21 protein-coding genes are annotated in these 16,388 nt (G+C 57.0%); 4 read left to right on the top strand and 17 right to left on the bottom strand.

The annotated features are described in order from the left end of the window. Positions 1-88 precede the first annotated feature (88 nt). From EOM25_07750 to EOM25_07825, 16 genes are all read right to left on the bottom strand, one after another. Entirely contained in the window at positions 89-694 is a 606-nt protein-coding gene (locus EOM25_07750) for a DUF3343 domain-containing protein (protein NCC25079.1), read from the bottom strand. After that, entirely contained in the window at positions 648-860 is a 213-nt protein-coding gene (locus EOM25_07755; protein ID NCC25080.1) for a preprotein translocase subunit TatB, read from the bottom strand. The genes EOM25_07750 and EOM25_07755 overlap by 47 nt, the downstream gene beginning before the upstream one ends. 9 nt (positions 861-869) lie before the next feature. Then, the gene (locus tag EOM25_07760) at positions 870-1,955 is read right to left on the bottom strand and encodes a YedE-related selenium metabolism membrane protein (GenBank protein ID NCC25081.1); all 1,086 of its coding nucleotides are present in this window, start codon (positions 1,953-1,955) and stop codon (positions 870-872) included. A gap of 210 nt (positions 1,956-2,165) precedes the next feature. Continuing rightward, positions 2,166-2,381 (bottom strand): hypothetical protein, encoded by a 216-nt coding sequence (locus tag EOM25_07765; protein NCC25082.1) that lies wholly within the window; start codon positions 2,379-2,381, stop codon positions 2,166-2,168. Between the two features lie 106 nt (positions 2,382-2,487). Further along, positions 2,488-2,913 (bottom strand): hypothetical protein, encoded by a 426-nt coding sequence (locus EOM25_07770; GenBank protein ID NCC25083.1) that lies wholly within the window; start codon positions 2,911-2,913, stop codon positions 2,488-2,490. Positions 2,914-2,940: 27 nt separating this feature from the next. Beyond that, positions 2,941-3,249, bottom strand: coding sequence for a hypothetical protein (locus EOM25_07775; protein NCC25084.1), 309 nt, complete (start codon positions 3,247-3,249; stop codon positions 2,941-2,943). After that, entirely contained in the window at positions 3,246-3,977 is a 732-nt protein-coding gene (locus tag EOM25_07780; protein NCC25085.1) for a flagellar basal body-associated FliL family protein, read from the bottom strand. Before EOM25_07780 ends, EOM25_07775 begins: the two co-directional genes overlap by 4 nt. Positions 3,978-4,148: 171 nt before the next feature. Then, on the bottom strand, positions 4,149-4,529 hold the full coding sequence (locus EOM25_07785) for a response regulator (GenBank protein NCC25086.1): 381 nt from the start codon (positions 4,527-4,529) through the stop codon (positions 4,149-4,151). A 44-nt stretch (positions 4,530-4,573) separates the two neighbouring features. Next, positions 4,574-5,359, bottom strand: coding sequence for a FliA/WhiG family RNA polymerase sigma factor (locus EOM25_07790; protein ID NCC25087.1), 786 nt, complete (start codon positions 5,357-5,359; stop codon positions 4,574-4,576). Next, positions 5,313-6,125, bottom strand: a complete 813-nt coding sequence (locus EOM25_07795; protein NCC25088.1) for a flagellar synthesis regulator FleN — start codon at positions 6,123-6,125, stop codon at positions 5,313-5,315. The genes EOM25_07790 and EOM25_07795 overlap by 47 nt, the downstream gene beginning before the upstream one ends. A 35-nt stretch (positions 6,126-6,160) precedes the next feature. Next, positions 6,161-7,225 carry a flagellar biosynthesis protein FlhF gene (locus EOM25_07800; protein NCC25089.1) on the bottom strand — a complete coding sequence of 355 codons (1,065 nt, stop codon included), beginning with the start codon at positions 7,223-7,225 and terminating at the stop codon, positions 6,161-6,163. Beyond that, positions 7,215-9,329 (bottom strand): flagellar biosynthesis protein FlhA, encoded by a 2,115-nt coding sequence (gene flhA / locus EOM25_07805; protein ID NCC25090.1) that lies wholly within the window; start codon positions 9,327-9,329, stop codon positions 7,215-7,217. The genes EOM25_07800 and flhA overlap by 11 nt, the downstream gene beginning before the upstream one ends. A 113-nt stretch (positions 9,330-9,442) precedes the next feature. After that, positions 9,443-10,510, bottom strand: a complete 1,068-nt coding sequence (gene flhB / locus EOM25_07810; GenBank protein NCC25091.1) for a flagellar biosynthesis protein FlhB — start codon at positions 10,508-10,510, stop codon at positions 9,443-9,445. Positions 10,511-10,519: 9 nt separating this feature from the next. Beyond that, positions 10,520-11,299 carry a flagellar biosynthetic protein FliR gene (gene fliR / locus EOM25_07815; GenBank protein NCC25092.1) on the bottom strand — a complete coding sequence of 260 codons (780 nt, stop codon included), beginning with the start codon at positions 11,297-11,299 and terminating at the stop codon, positions 10,520-10,522. A 52-nt stretch (positions 11,300-11,351) separates the two neighbouring features. After that, on the bottom strand, positions 11,352-12,257 hold the full coding sequence (locus tag EOM25_07820; protein NCC25093.1) for a peptidase M24: 906 nt from the start codon (positions 12,255-12,257) through the stop codon (positions 11,352-11,354). Between the two features lie 57 nt (positions 12,258-12,314). Further along, positions 12,315-13,064 carry a tRNA 2-thiocytidine biosynthesis protein TtcA gene (locus EOM25_07825; GenBank protein NCC25094.1) on the bottom strand — a complete coding sequence of 250 codons (750 nt, stop codon included), beginning with the start codon at positions 13,062-13,064 and terminating at the stop codon, positions 12,315-12,317. Between the two features lie 151 nt (positions 13,065-13,215). On the opposite strand from EOM25_07825, the gene EOM25_07830 reads away from it, so the two are divergent. The 4 genes from EOM25_07830 to moaC all read left to right on the top strand — a co-directional run bounded on the left by EOM25_07830 (position 13,216) and on the right by moaC (position 15,536). Next, positions 13,216-13,527, top strand: a complete 312-nt coding sequence (locus EOM25_07830) for a 4Fe-4S dicluster domain-containing protein (protein ID NCC25095.1) — start codon at positions 13,216-13,218, stop codon at positions 13,525-13,527. Positions 13,528-13,733: 206 nt separating this feature from the next. Then, positions 13,734-13,940 (top strand): DNA-directed RNA polymerase subunit omega, encoded by a 207-nt coding sequence (locus EOM25_07835; GenBank protein ID NCC25096.1) that lies wholly within the window; start codon positions 13,734-13,736, stop codon positions 13,938-13,940. 10 nt (positions 13,941-13,950) lie between these two features. Then, the gene (gene dnaJ, locus EOM25_07840; protein ID NCC25097.1) at positions 13,951-15,060 is read left to right on the top strand and encodes a molecular chaperone DnaJ; all 1,110 of its coding nucleotides are present in this window, start codon (positions 13,951-13,953) and stop codon (positions 15,058-15,060) included. Next, positions 15,057-15,536: a cyclic pyranopterin monophosphate synthase MoaC gene (moaC, locus tag EOM25_07845; GenBank protein NCC25098.1), complete on the top strand. Its 480-nt coding sequence runs from the start codon at positions 15,057-15,059 to the stop codon at positions 15,534-15,536. Before dnaJ ends, moaC begins: the two co-directional genes overlap by 4 nt. A gap of 12 nt (positions 15,537-15,548) precedes the next feature. Here the strand turns inward: moaC and hisF are convergent, their stop codons facing one another. After that, positions 15,549-16,328, bottom strand: coding sequence for an imidazole glycerol phosphate synthase subunit HisF (gene hisF, locus EOM25_07850; protein NCC25099.1), 780 nt, complete (start codon positions 16,326-16,328; stop codon positions 15,549-15,551). Between the last annotated feature and the right edge of the window lie 60 nt (positions 16,329-16,388).

Consider the following 16,388-nt stretch of genomic DNA (forward strand, 5'->3'; position numbering starts at 1 on the left):
TGGCCGTCCACGAGGATATTGCCATTCTTGAGCGACACCAAACCCCGGACCATCGGAAACGTCTCATCCGGAACCGTCCCGACGACCATCAGCATATTCGCTGAGCCTCCTCAAAGGCCAGATGCAGTGCGTAGCCGCACAATGTATGGCCAAACTCCCGTGGACTTGGGCAGTCATCCAGGCTGCGGCCGACCATGATCCTGGCCAGATATGGCACGTCCGGACATCCTCCTCCGGACACGTTCACGATCTGGCGGCTGGCCCGGTCGACCGTTATCTTCATGTTGGCCGCCCGGACCATGACATAATTCCCGAGATTTTTGACATGGTAGATGTCAACCGGCTGCAGCAGACCCTGCCCCACGGCCGCAATTTCCAGCGGCTCCAAGCCGATTCCCTCGAGAATGCGCAGAACCCGGAGTTCCTCCACCAGGGGAAATTCGATCACCAGGTCGCAGCCCGTCCTGATTTGCGGAGGCGGACCTTTGACCTGAACATCCATGTCCGCCCCTTTCAAGGCCGATTCGGCCCTGATAACCAGGCTTGTATGCTCGAACACAAGAATGCCCCGGGCCCGGTCGGCATCGGTCCGCCGGTCGGACCCGGGACGCAGGGAACGAACCAGGGAGCCAAGCCCCCTGGACACCCTATTTTTCCAGGACAAGTCTGAATCCCTCGCCTTCCTCCCGGACATCCACTCTCCACCCCTTGGCCTGCACGGCCCGGGACACGTTTTCCCTGGAGGCCTCGGTGTCGACCAAGACTTCCATTCGGCCCTGCACGGCCAGTTTAACGGCATCCAGGGCCATGAGCACCGGTTGAGGACATGAAAGCCCCCTGGCATCGACGACTTCGGACATGACGACCTCCTATGAACTGCGGCGCATGGTCGCGCCGACAAAAAGACAAAACACCAGGCCGACGATGACGGCGGCCACACCGTGGGGGCCGATGCCGGCCGGAGAACTGGCCAGACCAAAATTGTGGGAGAATGCAGCGCCGACGATCATCCCCATGACGAACACGGCCGCGTCGCCGTCGCCCTCCCCCGAAAGAAAGAGCTGCCTGCCGGGGCATCCACCGGCCAGGGCAAAGGCCAGACCGGCCAGGACCATACCGGCGAAGTTCCATGTCGCCTGGGTATGGGCCACGGGCTGGTTCTCGAATCCGACATTGAACTGGCCGAAAATCATGTTTGTCACCCAGGCCACGACAACCAGGGCCAGAACGCCGGACAATAGGTGCATCTGCCGGAACAGGACGAAATCCCGAAAGGCCCCCATGGTGCAGAATCGGCTCCGCTGGGCCAGGAAACCAACTCCCAGGCCGATGATCAGAGAAATGAACAGCGGGGCATGGGCCGCGCCGGGGCCCTTGACGCTGTAGAACAAGATGCCGCTCTTGGGCTCGTTCGCGATCTGGGGATAGATGAGGAGCAAGGCCAGAAGACCCAGCATGAACAAGGGCATGACCAGACCGACCGTTTTGTGGGTCTCCCGACTCCTGCCGAGATCATAGCCCTTTTTCAAGAACAGGGTTCCGATCCAGATGCCGACCACGAGCCCGATTAGGCCCGGGATGGCGTTCAGATCGCCACCGGACAGACGAAGCAGTGCCCGCCATGGGCAGCCCAGAAAGACCAGGGCCCCGATCATGGCGAACACCCCAAGAAAGAAACGGACGATGGGCGAGGAACCGGACCGGGACCGATATTCGCCAAAGGCCAGGGCCGCGCCCAGGGCCCCAAGGACGAAGCCGATGATCTCTGGCCGCATGTACTGGACAACGTCCGCCCGATGCAGGCCCATGGCCCCCGAGATGTCCCGTTCGAAACAGGCCACGCAGATGCCCATGTTCCCGGGATTGCCAAGCTTCTGGAGGAGCGGAGCCAGCACGCCGATGGCCACTCCCACCGCAATGATGCCCCAACGCGAGGCGAACCAATTTCCTTTCACCGAGGACCCCCTTATTCGTTGAATGTGGACGGTTCGTCCTGGGCATTACGCCACATTCAGTCCCAGGTGAAATTGATTCTCTCTCTTCAGAACTACAAGAGCCATAGAAATTTCCAATCAAAGCGACCAAAAAAACGAGCGTGCCGGGGGGATCAAAGATCCTTTCCGGCACGCGTCACGGGATGGAGGAGAGATGAAGGAAAAAAGAGATCAGACCAACATGTCGGCGATGGTCCCCTTGCCGGTCATATAAGCCCCTAGAACGTCCTGGCTAAAGTCGTAGGTCTGTTCCATGCCTGATTTTGCGCTTCCCGAACCCCCTGGTGAATTCAAAACATCCAAGGTCTTGGAAACCACCTGTGCACCGAAAACCTGCTTGTCGGACGCCAAATCCGTTGCCGCCTGCGCTTGAATAGTCATATCCATGGTCACAACCCCCTTGCCGACAGTTTCATATCTCGTAAATTCTGAAGACGTCTCTGTCAACACGATCCTGTCGATTTGCGGTGGACATTGGCAAACGTCACAAAGGTCAACGATTCTGGCTCTGATCAAGAATCAGTTCGACCTCTTCCCTGCTCAAACCTGTCGCCCGAGCCAATTCCTGAAGAGAGCGCCCCCTTTTGTGGCCGGCCAGAATGGTCTGACGAAGAAAGGCCGGAGAGCGGGAAAAACCCTGAGCCATTTCCAAAAGCCCTTTCAGTTCCCTGGCCCTTTCGGTCAGGCGGATGTCCAGGCTCGAAAGCTCTTGCTGGCGATCCTCGAAAGTAGCCATCATTTGCCGCTCAAGGAGGGATGATTTCTCCAGTCGTTCAACGAAGGTCTGCTGCTTGGTCTGAAGCTCGGTGATCAGCGACCGATAGGCGCCAAGCCGACGGTAAAACGCAACGATCAAGATGAGCAGAAACACCTCACCGATACTGGCGGCCACGATGGCCCACTCAAGATATCCGTTCATCTCATTTTCATGAAGTGCATGGACCGTTCAAACGACAACGTCCAAAAGACCCTGTCGCTCACTGTCATCGGTCTCGGCCTCGGACCGTCGTTTCCGATCATGCCCGAGGCCCTGACCTGAAGCGCCTTCGCGGCGATCATCGACCTGGGCCTGAACGCTTTTGTCAGTCTTTTCCGGCTTGGACACGCTACTCCGATCCCGCTTCTGCTGCTCGCGCATAAGATGCTCAGCCATGGACTGCTGAGCCTCGGGACTGTTCCGGACCATGTCGTGCAACTTCTGGACTTCCGGAGTCTGGACGATGACCAGAGGGAGTTCCACGGAATTAACCGTCATCTGACAACGTACTCCTCAATGAGCAGTTCCTCTAGCTGGCCGTTGCCCAGATACTGGTTCATAACCGCCAGAAGATCCTTTTTGAGATTATCAGCGTTCTCGGCGTTGCGGAGAAAAACCAAATCCTTATTCCGCAAATAATAGTAGACCGCATCCCGCAGAACCATCTTCTTGTGCGTGATTTCCCAACCCAGAAGGTTGTGCTCGGACACCAGCGGCACCGAAAAAGAAAAGGTCAGGAACTCGTAGGTTCCGTTGGTCGAATACTCGACCCAGAAGGGATCGAAGGAAACGATCTCAGGCTCTGGGGCTACTTCCGTCTGATTTTGAGAATCCACGGATTTAAATTCCGGAGTCGGCTGAGGCGAATCCATGCTCAAAAGAAACCACATGGACATCACAGCCACGACCAGAAGCAAAAGTACCCCTCCCCCTACGGCAAGGAGCACGATTCTCCTTTTCCACCAAGGCTGTTGGGTTTCGTCCTTGGTTTCGCCATCGTCCGGGGTCTGCTTGACGGACGGTTGAGTTTCCGCTTCGGAGGCCGACGACGGCTTGGGTTGCGACTCCGGCTCGTCTTCGAGGAACAAGGCATCGTCGAGGTCAAGCTCGACTTTCTGCAACGACTTCGGAACGTTTCCGCCAAATTTGGAGGTATCCAGCTCGGCCTTCTTGTCGGCAGAACCTTGGCCTTGGTCGGAATTCAGGTCGATTGGGTCGTTAGCCATGTCTCATACCCGCCGATGGCGGCGGTCTCCGGCCAGAAGAGAAGCAAACCCCGTTCCAAAGACGTGATGGTGCCCAGAACCTGAGATGGATTGCAGCACGTTGACCCGATGTCGCGGGCTGATGCCCGGGTCGAAGAGACTCAACAGAAGCCTCTTGACCCGCAAAGAAAACTAGGCGAAAATTTTGTCGATTTTCTGACCCAGGGTCTCGGCCGTGAATGGCTTGACAATATAGTTGGAAACCTTGGCCTGGACGGCCTCGATGATATTCTCCTGCTGGGCCTCGGCCGTAACCATCAGAAAAGGCATATCGGCAAACTCCTCGCTGGCCCTGACCTTTCGAAGCAACTCTATGCCCGTCATCTTGGGCATATTCCAATCCGAAATGACGAAATCTATCTGGTCCTTGTTCAAGATGTCCCATGCCGTGGTTCCGTCGTCGGCCTCGATAATATTGTTGAACCCGAGCTGACGAAGGATATTTTTGATAATCCGCCGCATGGTCGAGAAATCGTCGACCACAAGGACGCGCATGTTCGTGTTTGTCGCCATCTTTACCCTCCCGGACCATTTCGGCCGGACGCTTCATGATCGTTTCATTCCCAGCCCATTCCATCCATCCTAACTCGAAGCTTCCGCAGCGCCTGGGAATGGAGCTGGGAAACCCTCCCCTCGGTAATCTCCATGACTTCGGCCACTTCTCGCATGGTCAATTCTTCGGCATAGTACAGGGATAGAACCAGCCTCTCCCTCTCGGTCAAGTCATCAATAAGTTGGGCGAGTTTGTCAACAAGCTCCCGGAACACGGCCTCACGGTACGGCTCCGATCCGGAAAGGCCAGATCCGGCCGTTGACGAAACCTCCTCGATCAAGTCCAGACTCAAAAAAACCTGGCTGTCCAAAGCGACCAGGCCCTGCTCAACGTCCTCGAGGGTCAATTCAGCCCTGGCTGCGATTTCGTCGGTTGCCGGAAAACGACCTAGATCCTGCTCAAGGTCGCGAATGCATTGCTCAATGGTTTTCAGCCGCCGGCGCATCCCCTTGGAAAACCAGTCCATTCGCCGCATCTCATCAAGCATTGCCCCCCGGATTCGGCCGTCGGCATAGACTTGGAAACAGACTCCCATGGCCGGATCGAACTTGGCCAAAGCCTCCATGAGCCCCAAAGAACCGGCGCTAATAAAATCGTGAACATCGACATGCGCCGGCACTCTGGCCTTGAGACGAAAGGCCATCTTTCGAATTCTCTTGCCATAGCTTCGGACGATGTCTTCCTGCGTCTTGAAGTCCAGCGCCGAGAACGGCCGACCTTCCTTCTCCAGGACATCCCACGGTTCAGGTGTTGAAAAGGATCTGTTTCCAGAAAAAGGTGATGTTGCCATCGAGACGATTGGTGACGTTCCAGTGGGCTATGCGGTTCGATGCCTCGCCCAGGGCTTTGGCTGCGGAACAGTCTGGGAATTTGGCCACAAAGGGGACCTGGCTGGCCACCGCCCTCCGGACATGTTGGTCGAGCGGAACATGGCCGACGAAATCAAGCGAAATGCCGCTCAAAAAATGATCGCAGGCTTTGTAAAGCCTCGTGTAGACCTGTTTGGCCTCGTTCTCGTCAGCGACCATGTTGACCAAGATCCGGAATCGATCCACGCCGTGCTTGGCGTTCATGACCTTAACCAGGGCGTATGCGTCCGTGAGCGATGTGGGCTCGGGCGTGAGTACCACCAGACGTTCCTGCACCGCAAGGTTGAAGTAGAGCACATTGTCGTTGATTCCAGCCCCGGTGTCGACAATCAGAAAATCAATGTCCCTGTCGAGGACATCCACGGCCTCGAGAAGTTCCAACTTCTGGCCGGTCGTCAACGCCAACATCTCGCTCACTCCGGAGGCGGCAGGAAGAATGGAAAATCCATACTCGGTCTTGACCAGGATGTCCTGCAGCTTGGCCCCCTCATGAAAAAGATGGAAGAGGTTCCGCTCCGGGGTGATTCCGAGAATGACGTCCACGTTGGCCAGGCCGAGATCGGCGTCCAGAATCAGACAACGTTTCCCCATCTTGTGAAGGGCGCAGGCCAAATTCACAGAGATGTTCGTTTTGCCGACCCCTCCCTTGCCGGAGGTCACCGAAAAGACGAGCGGACAGTTCTGCATGGCGGTTCCTTGAAATCCGGGTCGAATCCGGTCCGTCATTGATGCCCGCCGTTAGCCGGGGGCATGATATGCTTGAGAAGAAGTTGCCAGAAATCCTGGTCCAGGGCAGGAAACAATGTGTCCTTGAGGCCGCTGCCGACCGAAAAGATGGAAAACGGCAACCCTGATTTCCAACCCACGTTGAGCATGTCCCCGAAAGAGCAGGCCTCGTCAAGTTTCGTCCACACGCAACTCGACAATGACGGACAGGAGTAGCGTTCGAGGAAGGCCTCGTACTGTCGCGGAGAAAACAGGGGATTGAGGACCAGATGCACTTTGGCCCGTCCCAGAGCAGACCAACCCGGACTCGAACTCCTTCGGACCATGGACTGACCGGAACCCAACCCCGGAGTGTCCACCAAGACCAGGTCGCAGTCTTCAAGCTCGGCCAGGGCTGTATCAATTCCGTCCTCGGGCCCCGTTTCCCGACAGGCGAGCCCTGACAATTCTGAATAGTGACGCAAATAGCTCCTGGTCCGGCCGTGGCTTCCGTCCGAGTTGAGCACCGCCAGCTTCAGATCCGGATGCCTCCTGCGCAAAGCCAGAGCGAGTTTGAGGACGGTACTCGTCTTGCCCACCCCGTGGGGGCCGACAAACACATGGACACGATCCGGCCATCGTTCCACGCGCCAGGGTTTGAAATCGACCATGGCCCGCAAGGCTTTGAGAACGGACATGTTGGGATCGTCCTTGAGCCTCGACCAAAGGTTCAGAATGAAATCGACGGCAACGCCCTCCTTCTCCAGATATCTCACGGCCACCTTCTGACGGGGCCCCAACCGGCCGAGGTCGACCTGAGGCTGGATCACGGCCAGAAGCGATTCCCTGAGCAGGGACCATTCCTCACGCATGTTGTCAAAATCGTTCCCTGGCCCTCTTTTCCGCTCCGAATCATTTGAAGCAGATGCTTCGAAATTCTCGATCGCGGCCATGACCTCGTACCCAATCTTTCCATCGCCCGGTCCCTGTGTCCCGAGAATGACGGCCTCATCGCCAAGCTCCCGCTTGACCTGGGTCATAACCTGTTTGAGGCTTTTGCCTGTGAAGGTTTTAACCTGCATTCTTCAACTGCACTCTTGACACGGATTCAAGTCGAACGTCCGCCGGAATTTCGGCCTGGGAGATGACCGGAAGATTTGGGAGAAACCTGGCCAAAAGCTGGGCCAGATGGGGCCGAACCATGGGAGTTGTCAAAAGCACGGGCTGGCCATCAGCCACCAGGGCCTTCTGGGTCGACTTGTCGATGGCCTTGATGATCTTCTGGGCCAGGGATGGCTCCATGGCCAGATAGGCCCCCTGATCGGTCTTGCGCAAACTGTCTTGTAGAATCTGCTCCATTTCGGCGTCCATGGTCACGATGGCCAGTGACGAGCCATTCTCCCCGAGATAAGGCTTGACGATGGTCCGACCCATGCGCTGACGGACGAATTCCGTCAACTGGTCGGCGTCCTTCACCGATTGGCCGAAGTCGGCGAGCGCCTCGACGATGGTCAGCATATCCCTGATGGACACGCCCTCTCGAACCAAATTCTGAAGGACCTTCTGGACTTGTCCCAAGGTTAGGATATTGGGCACCAGGTCCTCCACGGCCTTCGGAGCCCTTTGGGACAAGTTGTCCAGCAGGCTCTGAACCTCTTGACGGCCCAGGAACTCGTGCAGATTGCGCTTAAAGACCTCGGTCAGATGGGTAGCGATGACCGTCGAGGGATCAACCACAGTATACCCGGCCATCATTGCCTCTTCCTTCTTCACTTCCGGAATCCAGACCGCAGGAAGATTGAAGGCCGGCTCCAGTGTCTCGACCCCCTTGATTCGATGCTTGGCGTCGCCCGGATCCATGGCCAGGAGGTGATCGATCATAATCTCGGCCGTAGAGACGCGGTTCCCCTTGATGAGCACGGCGTACTCTCCAGGCTTGAGCTGCAGGTTGTCGCGAAGGTGCATTGACGGAATGATAACCCCCATATCCAGGGCAAACTGCCTCCTGATTGAGCGGATCCTGGACAAGAGATTCCCGTCCTGCTCCTCATCGACCATGGGGATGAGGCCGTACCCGACCTCCAATTCCATGATGTCAAGCGGGAGAAGTGACTGGACTTCCTCCGGCGTGTCAAGGGCGGGCTTCTTGACCTTGGGCTTGCCCTGAGCATCCTGGCCCTCGGCCAGTGCCCTCTGACGAGAGGCCACACAGGAGACTGCGAACATGACCCCCGAAAGGAGCAGAAAGGACATGGTCGGCATGCCAGGAACGATGGCGAAGAGAAGCAGTACCCCGGAGACCAGCCTCAATGCCCGAGGATGAAAGGTCAGCTGGCCGATGAATTCCTCGCCCATCTTGGCCTCGGCTGCTGCCCGGCTGACTATGATGCCGGCCGAAGTGGAGATGATCAACGACGGAATCGTCGCAACCAAACCGTCGCCGATAGTCAGCAGGGTGTAGGTCTTGGCCGCATCGGCCCAGGCCATGTCCTTCTGGAGCACGCCGATAAACAATCCGCCGACGATGTTGATGACCGTGATGAGCAGACCGGCCTTGACGTCGCCCTCGACGAACTTGCCGGCACCGTCCATGGCCCCGTAGAAGTCGGCTTCCTTGCGGATCAATTCCCTCTGCCGAAGCGCCTGTTCCTCGTCGATCAATCCAGCGTTCAAATCGGCCTCGATGGCCATCTGCTTCCCCGGCAGGGCGTCCAGGGTAAATCTGGCTGCCACCTCGGCAATCCTAGTCGTACCGCGGGTGATGACCATCTTGTTTAGGGCGAAGAGGATGAAAAAGATGACCACGCCGATGACGTAATTTCCTCCGACCACAAACATGCCGAAGGCCTCAATGACCTTGCCCGCCGCCTGAGGCCCTTTATCCCCGTGAAGCAGGATGAGCCGGGTCGATGCTACGTTGAGCGACAGCCTGAGCAGGGTGGTGATGAGCAGAACCGAAGGAAAAATGGAAAACTCGAGGGGTGAACCCATGAACATGGTCGTAATGAGCACCACCAAGGCGAAGGAAATGCTGAAGGCCAACATGACGTCAAGGAAAATCGTGGGCAACGGAACGAGCATCATGAACAGGATGAGAACTACCCCTCCCGCCAGCAGGATGTCCCCCTGCTTGGCGAACTTGGAATAGTCCACGTTCATAATGGCCGATTTGAAGGCTGTTGCCATAATTTTGACGCCCCGGTTCTCTGTTAGGTCGTGTTCCGTCCCGCCGCTACGCCCTGGTCTCGACTCTCTGTGACGACTCGAACCAGGCCCTTCAAAGTCTCATTTGCCGCCCGTCAATGAGGCCGTCCCGGCCTGGCCTTGAACACCTGAGCCAGAATGGCGGCCACCGCTTGGTACATTTCTTCGGGGATGACGTCCCCCACTTGTACTGAAGAATACAATGCCCGTGCCAATGGCTTGTTCTCCCGAATGGGTACCCTGTTTTCCCTGGCAATGGCTTTGATCTTCTCGGCCATATGGTTCACGCCCTTGGCAAGAACGATGGGGGCCGGAGCCTGCATGGGGTTGTACTTCAGAGCCACCGCGAAATGGGTCGGGTTGGTGATGACCACGTCGGCCTCGGGAACCTTGGCCAGCATCCGCTGCTGCATGACGGCCATCATCTTTCGCTTCTGTTGATTTTTGATTTTCGGATCACCCTCGGCCTGCTTGCGTTCGTCCTTGACCTCGTCCTTGGTCATCTTCAGGTTCTCTTCATAGTCCCAACGGGTGTAGACGAGGTCGGCAATGCCTATGATAAGCATCGGAACCAGTGCATACTGGGTCATGGTGAACCCGGCAGCCAGGATGTAGGCTGCAATGCCGCTCACATCGGCGAAAAAGAGAGGGGTGACCTTGAAGAATTCGGCCTTGAGGACCAAAAATGTGGCAAATCCCACGGCAGAAGCCTGTCCGAGGCTCCTGAACAACCGGACAATGGCCTTGGGATCCAGAATCAAGCGCTTGATCCCGGCCAAAATATTGAGTCTGAGTTTTGGCTTGAGAACCTTGCTGGCCCATACGTTGCCGACTTGAAGCCGCATGACCACGAATGCGCACGTTGCCACGATCAATAAAACCGGCAGGACCATCTTGGCGAAAACGATGATGCAGTGGACAAAGAGATCGTAGACCGTGGCCGGATCAAAGGACATGTTTAAAGCCGGCCCGGTGAACAGGCGGAATAGCCCCTCCATCTGGGCCCAGATGTATCCCAGGCAAATTCTGAGGGCGATGAGACCTCCCAAAAGAATGATCGGCTTGCTGATCTCCTGGCTCTTGGGGACATTTCCTTCGTTCCTGGCCTTATTGCGTCGTTTTTGCGTTGCCGTTTCGGTGCGACTCGGATCCTGCTGGGCCATCGCTTTCTCCTACATCCCGGCCCGCATGAGCTGGTTGAACATGGGCAGCATGCGGGAGACGAAGGCCTCCATATTCTGAGCCAGCAGTGTGAACAGAAGTCCGAGAAACAAGAACCCGACCCCAATCTTCAAGGGAAACCCTATGAGCAGAACGTTCATCTGCGGTGCGGCCCTTGATATCAGGGCCAGGGCTAGATCGACGAGAAAAATGGCCGCGATGACCGGAGCGGCCATCTTGATGGCCAGAACGAACATCTGGGCCGAGGCAGAAAAGACCACCCGGGTCAGACCCTCGGTCACCAGAAGAGCTCCGGGAGGCACAAGCTTGAAACTGACGGCCAGACCCTTGAGCATGACCAGATGACCGTTTAGGCTGAGAAAGGTCAACAGGGCGATCATGTACAGGAAATGGGCTGCAACGCCCTCCGATGCTCCTGTGTCCGGGTCCACGGCATTGACCATGGAAAAGCCCATCTGAAAACCGATTACCTGGCCCCCGGTCTGAACCGCGGCAAAAATGAAACGGACCATGAGGCCCATGACCAGGCCGAGCAGAAGCTCCCCGAGGATCAACAGGAGCAGGTCCCAGGGGCTTGCCGGCAAGAGAACCCCCGAAAAGGAAAGGGTCGGCCACAGCGAGAGCGTCAAGACCAGGCACAGGGCCCCCTTGACCGACTTGGGAATCCCTTCCCCTCCAAAAAATGGAAGAAGAAACAGGACCAGGCTGATCCTGATCAAGGTGAGGAAAAAACTGAACAGGGAGAGCGTGTCGAGTTGGAAGAGATCCATGCCCGCAGTTTAGCAAGACATGGACCATTCCGCCGGCATAAGACCGAAGGGATCAATTGAGGATATATTTTTCCGGGTCGATGGGAATGTTATTCAGACGGACTTCGTAGTGGAGGTGGGAGCCGGTGCTCCTACCTGTGTTACCCACATAGCCGATCAGCTCTCCGCGCTGGATTTCCACGCCTTTCTGAACCGCGAATTTGCTGAGATGAGAATAGACGGTCCGAATGCCGTGTCCGTGGTCGATGATGATCGTCTTTCCGTAACCGCCGTCACGGTCGGCCTGGACCACCTTGCCCCTGGCGGTGGCGAAAATCGGGGTCCCGCTCGGAGCGCTGATATCCAGACCCTTGTGAAACTCCAAGCGGCCGGTGAACGGTGACTTGCGCTTGCCGAATCGTGAGGTCACCCATCCCTCCGTGGGCCAGATGGAGGGAGTTGCCGACAAAATATCACGCTTCTGGCGAAGGGCTTCGGCCAGCTCCTGCTGATGAACCTCCTCCAGGCGGGCCTCGGTCTCGAGCTGTTCGAGAAATCCGTGCATCTTCTTGGCCAGAAGCTCGTTTTTGTGGAGCGGCAGATAGTTTTCAACGAACTCCCTGCTGCTGGCCCCGCCCACGGCGCTGAGGTTCTCGGCAGGAGCCGGGTCCAGATCGATCATGACCCTGAGTTTGGCGTCAAAATTCTGGATGCGGCTGATGTCCCCTTCCAAAGTTCGTATCTTGCTGGCCAGGCTCAGAAGCTGCTCCTTCTGGGCCTGAGAGGCCTTGATGGTGTCCGCCAGTTCCCTCTCGGCCACATGGTACCGAGTGTAATATTGGTAGAGGACAACATTGGTCCCAACCGCGCCGAGAAATACCAAAAATCCCAAGGCGAATAACCATCCTCGGCATTGAATTTTTCGACAGAGGCCGATGTTGTCCCTGAAAAAAACTATCTGGTATTTTCGAAACAGCATGATGGTCCCCGAAAGAAGGTTGCTCGATGGTCGAAGCCGAAATCAATTGAGGGACTGTTACGAAAGCGCTCCTGTCAAGTCAAGCTGCCAGCGACGCAATCCATTGACGATATTCTTCATCATGCGGCGATCCCCTCGCGTCAAATCCTGCACCCTCTCAACCATTTCCTTACGGGCAGTCGATGCGGCCGAAGGGCAGGGATTGCTCCAGATCGGCAAATTCCAGGACTTGGCCGCCGGACGGATATATCTCTTTTCCACAAGCAACAGAGGCCTGATGACCAGAAGTTCCCGGCCAAAAAACCACTCCCCGATGGACATTCCGTCAACCCGCCCAGTCCGGACAAGATTAAGAAAAAAATTCTGGACCAGATCGTCGGCGTTGTGGCCAAAGGCCAGATGGGTCAGGCCGTACTCCCGGCACCGATCGAACAACCACTTGCGTCTTCGCATGGAGCAGTAAAAACATGGGGATCGCTTCCGGTTTTCCGGGCCATGGGCCTCGGGGCCATGGGCGGAGACGGCCGCGTGTATCGCTAGGCCTCTGGCCTCTGCCCATCCGACCAGGGGAACGTGGTTGCCTTCGTCGAAACCTGGATTGACGTGCAGGACCATGATCTCGAATGGAAAGGGGACGATCCGCTGGCGCATGAGCAGGACCTGAAGGAGAACCCAGCTGTCCATCCCGCCGGATGCCGCCACGCCGATGCGCGCGCCGGGCCAAATCATGTTCGTAGTCTGCATGACTCGGCCGGCTTCTCCCAGACACCGCTTCTGGGCGTAGGTCAGTTTCCCCCATTGGGCCATAAAAACACCGCCAAAATTACCAGCTCAAATAGATAACTCCGCATTACGGACTGTTTGACCTGCGGAAAATTTTGCACCAAAAAAGAGGTGCTTCAGGACGGTGCTCCGTCAAATCAGGGTCACGCGCTTATATTCAGCTTCGGAGGCTCGAATGGAATTCGAGGTCAATGCTGGGTCTTTCCCGGAAAGTCAACAAGTCATCAATATCCGCCGCGACCGCTGCGACGGATGCGCCATGTGTATTGATGTCTGCCCGACAAAAGCGTTAAGCATCATTGAAAATCGGGATCGACCTGGAAAGCATATCGTCTTTGTCGCCCCTCGACTATGTCACGGCTGCGGGCTCTGCCAGGCCACATGTCCCAAGGAGGCGCTCTTCCTGCCCGGCCTCAGTCCGGATGAAATTAGAAAGTATCTCGCTATGGCAATCAAAGAAATTCAAGACACACAGACCGAGACCTGAAAGGGATCAACATTTTTCTTGACAAACAGCAATCAGTTAGATAATTTTTGCGGTTCGTTTCTTTAAAGAGAGCCCTGCTCCCATCCAACCCCAGGGAATGAGATCGAAGTGATCGCTCGCGTCATGCGTCCTTGTTTCATCTTGAACTGCAACCGAGTTTTTCATCCCGGCCGAACCAAGCCCTTGCATCACCCCCGGAGTACCCCATGGCCAGAATTACCGTCGAAGATTGCCTAAAGCAGGCGGACAACCGATTCCTCATCGTCCAGATGGCTATCAAGCGGATCAAACAATACCGCGAGGGATATCTGCCCCTTGTTCAATGCGATAACAAGGAAGTCGTGACCGCTTTGAGAGAGATTGCCGCCGGAAAGATTCTTTCCGTCCCGGCGGCTCAGGAAGAGGAAGCCTAGCGCCCCGGTCATGGCCAAGAGGGACTACTACACCATTCTCGGCGTCGACAGGAATGCCGGCGAGGAAGAGATCAAGGCCGCGTATCGGAAGCTGGCCTTCAAATATCATCCCGACCGAAACCCTGACGATCCGGAGGCCGAGGCCTTATTCAAGGAGGCCGCCGAAGCCTACGAGATCCTCAGGGATCCTCAAAAACGGCGGATGTACGACCAGTTCGGCCACGAGGGCCTAAACGGATCTGGCTTCCAGGGCTTCCGTTCGACCGATGATGTCTTCTCCTCCTTCGGAGACATCTTCAGTGAGTTTTTCGGCTTCGGTTCCCGGGGGGGGCGTTCGTCGCAACGGGCCGGTGCGGATCTCCGCTACAACCTGACCATCTCCTTTCGCGAAGCCGCCCTGGGCACGGAGACCAAGCTCCGCATTCCTCGGAACGAGACCTGCGATCGATGCCGCGGTACCGGCGCCGAACCCGACCACCCGCCTCAGACCTGTCAACACTGCCAGGGCCAGGGGCAGGTCTATCAATCCCAGGCATTCCTGCGCATCGCCATGCCTTGCCCAGTTTGTCACGGTCGTGGAGTGGTCATAACCGACCCATGCACCGAATGCCGCGGACAGGGGTCGGTCCGCAAGACCAGAGAACTCAGTGTCCGTATTCCTGCCGGAGTCGACAACGGCAGCAGGCTCCGTCTCAGGGGTGAGGGGGAACCCGGCCAGAACGGCGGCCCTCCAGGCGACCTGTTCGTGGTCCTCTACGTCGAGGAAGACAAGGTCTTCAAACGTCAAGGACAGGATCTTATTACGAACGTATCCGTGAATATCGTTCAGGCCGCTCTAGGGGCCAAGATCGACATTCCCACCCTGGACGGCGAAATCTCCATGGAAATCCCGCCTGGGACCCAGAGCGGCAAGATCTTCCAGCTCGGGGGCCTCGGTCTTCCCTATCTCGGCAGCACACAGAAAGGGAGCCTTCTGGTTGAGGTCATGGTCGTGACCCCCACCGGGCTGTCCAAAAAGCAGGAGGAACTCCTACGAGAGTTTGAACGCCTCGAAAAGGACAAACCCATGGAAAAGGTCAAGGGATTTTTCAAGAAAGCCAAGAAGGCCATGCAGGGATGACTGAAGACGGACTGACCCACATCGATGCCGACGGCCGGGCCCGCATGGTTGATGTCGGTGGAAAAAAATCGACCAGACGTCGGGCCGTGGTCCAAAGTCTGGTCAGACTGAACCCGGACACCTTTGCTCTTCTAGAACATCAGGCCCTGCCCAAGGGCGACGTGCTGACCACGGCCCAGATAGCCGGCATCCAGGCCGCCAAAAAAACGGCCGACCTCATCCCCATGTGCCACCCGCTTTTCCTCAGCCATGTCGACGTCCGCTTTCGACTTGATCCAAAAAACCACCTGATCGTCGTCGAGGCCGAAGCGGTCACAACCGCACCCACCGGCGTCGAGATGGAGGCTCTGGTTGCAGCCCAAGTAGCCAGCATGACCATCTATGATATGTGCAAGGCCGTCCAGCGAGACATCGTCATCTCGGACTGTCGGCTGATTCACAAGAGTGGCGGCCGCAGCGGCGAATACAACGCCTGAGCGGAGAACTCCCTACCAGACTCGCCGGACTGGCACCCCCTGCCCGAACATGTGATCCTTGATCTCAGGAATCGTGTACTGGCCATAGTGAACGATGGATGCGATCAAGGCTGCCGAAGCCCCTCCCCTTGTCACCGCGTCGACCATGTGCCCGGGGTTCCCAGCCCCGCCCGAGGCGATAACCGGAATAGTCACGGCGTCAACGACCATCCTGGTCAATTCAAGTTCATAACCGTCCTTGGTGCCATCGGCGTCAATGGAATTCAGACAGATCTCCCCAGCGCCAAGCCGCTCCACCTCTTTTGCCCACCACAAGGCGTCGAGCCCCATACGTTTTCGGCCTCCATGGACGACGATCTCGTATCCCGAAGGGATAGCCTCTGAGACGGGCACCCTGAGGACGTCCATACCCACGACCACACACTGGGAGCCGAAGGCCTCGGCTCCCAGTGTGATAATTTTCGGGTTGTTTACCGCCGCCGAGTTGACCGAGACTTTTTCCGCTCCAGCCAAAAGCACGGCCCGCATGTCCTCGACGGTCGAAATCCCTCCTCCGACGGAAAAAGGAATGAATATTCTGGCCGCCACCTCCTCCACGACCTTGATCATGATCCCCCGCCGTTCGGCCGAGGCTGTGATGTCGTAGAAGACGATCTCGTCGGCTCCTTGCTCGTAATAGACTTCGGCCGACCGAACCGGATCGCCGATGTCCACGTTGCCCTTGAACTTGACTCCCTTGGTCAACCGACCGTCCCGGACGTCCAGACAGGGAATGACCCTTTTGCTCAGCACGTGTTCAATGCTCCTTGCAGTAGCGATGGAAATTTTCAAGGATGGTCAACCCTGGTCGGC

It is taken from the genome of Deltaproteobacteria bacterium (assembly GCA_009929795.1).
Taxonomy (GTDB): domain Bacteria; phylum Desulfobacterota; class Desulfovibrionia; order Desulfovibrionales; family Desulfomicrobiaceae; genus RZZR01.